The organism is Mesorhizobium sp. M2A.F.Ca.ET.039.01.1.1, from assembly GCF_003998035.1.
GTDB lineage: Bacteria > Pseudomonadota > Alphaproteobacteria > Rhizobiales > Rhizobiaceae > Mesorhizobium.
The window spans coordinates 1-3,002 of record NZ_RZRY01000724.1 but is presented as its reverse complement, the minus strand read 5'-3'; the positions used below and the strand labels follow the sequence as shown (position 1 = coordinate 3,002).

Below are 3,002 nucleotides of genomic sequence, written 5' to 3'. Positions count from 1 at the left end.
CGTAAAGCGCATGCCCCGTTCCCTTTCTGAGTCTCGACAACCAGAAGGTAGACGGAAAATCCCCGTCTTACGGGGCATGCACATGCGGCATTTCGATTCACCCGAACCTTTCCCCGGACAGCCCTGCCCACAAGGGGAGAAGGAGGAGGCCGCTCAATGATGCGCGTGGTGCTCCGCATTGCGCTTGCGCGTCGCGGCAGCCTTCTTCGCCGAAGCCGATCTGTCCGCCGCGGAACGCTCGCCAGAGGCCTTGCCGCCCATCTTGCCGCCCTTATGCGCGGCCGGATGGCCGGTGTGCTTGCCGCGTCCCGATCCGCCTTCCTTCTTGCCGCCGCCATCGTCCTTGTTGACGGTCGCCCAGGCGCGCCGCTCCGCTTCCTTCTCCGAGACGCCGCGCTTCTCGTAGCCTTCGGCGATATGGTCGGCCTTGCGTTCCTGCTTGTCGGTGTATTTCGATTTGTCGCCACGTGGCATTTTTCTTCTCCTTGTTGCGCTGAGTGAAAGCGTTGCGCTGAGTGAAAGCCAGGCCCTTCAATCGCCCTTCTTCTTGGCGACGTCGCCAAGGTCGGAGCGTTCCGGGTCCTTGTTGTTCTCGCCGGCGGCGTCGCGGTTCTCGTCGGGATCGTCCTTCGGCGGCAGGTAGCCGCGCGGCCTGTTGGCCTTCGGGCCTTCCCAGCGCGGCCATTGATCGGTCGTGCCGGCTGGTCCCTTCTTCGGTGAATTGCTCATCCTTGCCTCGCTTTCCGGAGGGCGTTCAGCCTTCCGCCTTCATGGTTCGTGCGATCTCCAGCAGTTTGGCGCGGTCGTGTCCGTGCTCGCGGATCAACTCGCGCGCCTGCTTCGGCGAAAGGTCGGTGTTCTCGGCCAGGAACCGCACGTCGGGATCGTCGCCGCCCTTGGTCGGCAGCGTGCCGCCGCGTGGCGCGTTCGCGCCGCCCGGCCGGTGCGGCATGTTGTCGTTTGCCTGCGTCATTGCGCGTCTCCTTCGCTTCGGCGCCGTGTCAGTCCGCCGCCTCCGACTGCTTGCGGCGTGCTTCCTTCTTGCGGCGCAGCACTTCGTCGGTCCCGACGATGTCCTTGGAGCCGCCGGTGATCGCGGTGGAAACCACGGCCGGCGGATCGCTGGCCGGAAAGCTGTCCTCGAGGCCAGACTGCAACTGCTCTTCCAGTGTGTCCGGATCCTCCGAGCGGCCTTCCGTGCGGCGCTCGTCGATTGGTTCCAGTTCCTGCTTGGCGTCGGGATGCTCACGCGCGTTGCGCAGCGTCGACACGACGAGCTCGACCGCGAACTCCTTCATGGCCTCGGCATCCGGAGCGGCGACGTCTGTCTCCTCGACCAGGCGCACCAGCGACTGTTCGATCTTGTCCAATTCACGCACGCCCTGGCAGCGCGCAAGTTTTTGCGCCAAGGCATGGATCAGCAGGGGACCGAAGGTCGAATAGGCCTGCATGCGGGTCTCATCGACGCGTTCGGGGTGAAGGGAATGCAAGGACATTGGTGCCTCCGTTGAACATCCTGCGGCGACGGCAGCCTGCTACGGCGGCCGCTCCTAAGGTCAACTGGAGGACGGGGAAGATGTTCCATCCCGGGTCGATCGCGCCGGGCAAATGAGATGGCGCCCGCGTCCGCGGACGCCATCTTGAATTCAGCGCTGGCCGCCCTTGCGGCCTGCTTCCGAGGCGCGCTGACGGTCTTCAGCGAAGTTGCCGCTGCCGCCCCTGTGCTGGCCCGCGCTCCGCTGACCCATATTGCGGTCCTCGGCCTGCTGCTGTCCGCCGCCGCGACGCTGATCGTCGCGGTTCTTGTGGCTCTGCTGGCCGGCCTTGACGTGCTGTTCGTGGGTTCCGCCTTGATTGGGCATATCCAATTCTCCGTTGGTTCGGATTGTTCTTCAGGGTTGAATCAAGGACGCGTTCGACATCCTTGAGTAGGGGGAACAAGCGCGGGCAACCGATGTTCCGCCCGAAATATTTCGTGACTCCGCCCGACTGAAGTCCGACCCGGCAAGCGCATTGGACTGGCTTGTGCAACCAATGGGCTTTCTGCGAATTGGTGAGCGGCCGACGAGAAAACCCCTTCATCGCCGGCCGTACTGGTTCCCGCCGATCGCCCCCCGCGCAAGTCGGCGGGCACCAATATCCACGAACAAGAAGGCCGCGTAGCCGGGCCCGGAGCGAGACGCCGTTTTGACCTATATCTCTACAAAGCCCGCCCGGCAGGATGCCGAAACCCTGCCTGCCAACGACAATCAACCTGCCGCGCCTTTCGATCTTTCATTCCTCGACGACATCAATGATGAGGCTGAGATAGCCGACATCGCCAGGCGCGCGGAGCGTCTGGGCCATGCCGCGCTTATCGCAATGGCGATCGGCCTTGCGGCGGCGCCGTTGCTTTACCTGATGCTTGCGTGAACCGTCCCGTCGGGCGCCTGGCGGGCCCGCGCAACGCCCGCAGGGCTATCTTCCGGAGAAGAATGCGTCGAGCGTGGCTGCCGTTTCGATCGGCGACTCCTCCGGAAAGAAATGACCGCCGGGCAAGCGCCGCCGCTGACGTCGTCGGCCCAGTTTCGCCACAGCGCTTCAGGGCCGCCTTGCTCGACGTACCATTCGGCCAGCGCGCCATGCTCGCTCCATAGGGCCATCAGCGGGCAGGCGATCCGCCGGCCGGTCTTCCGGTCGGCATGGTCGTGCTCGCGGTCGAGGGATGCCGCCGCGCGATATTCTTCGCAAATGGCATGGATGTGCGCCGGGTCGCGCAGCGCGTCGACATAGAGTTGCCGCACCCCGGGCGGGAACGCGTCGGACGACGATCCCCAGCCGGAAAGCGCATTGTCGACGATGGCATCGGCGGCGGCCGCGAGCATCGTCTCCGGCAGCGGCTCGGGTTGCGCCAGCAACGACCACGGCCAGTAGCCGAGGGCCAGTCTTGCGTCGGCGCGGTCCCAGGCATCGGCGGTGGGAATGATGTCGAGCACAGCGAGCTTTTCGACGCGATCCGGATG

At 65.1% G+C, this 3,002-nt stretch carries 5 protein-coding genes and 2 pseudogenes; 1 reads left to right on the top strand and 6 read right to left on the bottom strand.

Annotation, left to right across the window (positions count from 1 at the left end; all coding sequences use genetic code 11):
* Window positions 1-153: 153 nt before the first annotated feature.
* The 5 genes and pseudogenes from EOA24_RS32575 to EOA24_RS42000 form a co-directional block, all read right to left on the bottom strand.
* Window positions 154-474: a plasmid stabilization protein gene (locus EOA24_RS32575; RefSeq protein WP_127257928.1), complete on the bottom strand. Its 321-nt coding sequence runs from the start codon at window positions 472-474 to the stop codon at window positions 154-156.
* A 57-nt stretch (window positions 475-531) separates the two neighbouring features.
* A complete protein-coding gene (locus tag EOA24_RS32570) occupies window positions 532-729 on the bottom strand; it encodes a hypothetical protein (protein WP_126083269.1) in 198 nt (65 codons plus the stop codon).
* Window positions 730-754: 25 nt separating this feature from the next.
* Entirely contained in the window at window positions 755-973 is a 219-nt protein-coding gene (locus EOA24_RS32565; RefSeq protein ID WP_126083268.1) for a hypothetical protein, read from the bottom strand.
* A gap of 28 nt (window positions 974-1,001) precedes the next feature.
* The gene (locus EOA24_RS32560) at window positions 1,002-1,496 is read right to left on the bottom strand and encodes a hypothetical protein (RefSeq protein WP_126083267.1); all 495 of its coding nucleotides are present in this window, start codon (window positions 1,494-1,496) and stop codon (window positions 1,002-1,004) included.
* Window positions 1,497-1,652: 156 nt separating this feature from the next.
* Window positions 1,653-1,748 (bottom strand): annotated as a pseudogene (locus EOA24_RS42000) (KGG domain-containing protein); the annotation flags it as partial.
* A 439-nt stretch (window positions 1,749-2,187) separates the two neighbouring features.
* Between EOA24_RS42000 and EOA24_RS32550 the strand changes: the two are divergent.
* Window positions 2,188-2,412, top strand: coding sequence for a hypothetical protein (locus EOA24_RS32550; RefSeq protein WP_126083266.1), 225 nt, complete (start codon window positions 2,188-2,190; stop codon window positions 2,410-2,412).
* Between the two features lie 45 nt (window positions 2,413-2,457).
* On the opposite strand, the pseudogene EOA24_RS32545 reads toward EOA24_RS32550, so the two are convergent.
* A pseudogene (locus EOA24_RS32545) lies at window positions 2,458-3,002 on the bottom strand (alpha/beta hydrolase); the annotation flags it as partial.

Coding starts and splice junctions, on each gene's coding strand:
- EOA24_RS32575 (WP_127257928.1), bottom strand. CDS start 474: ATGCCACGTGGCGACAAATCGAAATACACCGACAAGCAGGAACGCAAG.
- EOA24_RS32570 (WP_126083269.1), bottom strand. CDS start 729: ATGAGCAATTCACCGAAGAAGGGACCAGCCGGCACGACCGATCAATGG.
- EOA24_RS32565 (WP_126083268.1), bottom strand. CDS start 973: ATGACGCAGGCAAACGACAACATGCCGCACCGGCCGGGCGGCGCGAAC.
- EOA24_RS32560 (WP_126083267.1), bottom strand. CDS start 1,496: ATGTCCTTGCATTCCCTTCACCCCGAACGCGTCGATGAGACCCGCATG.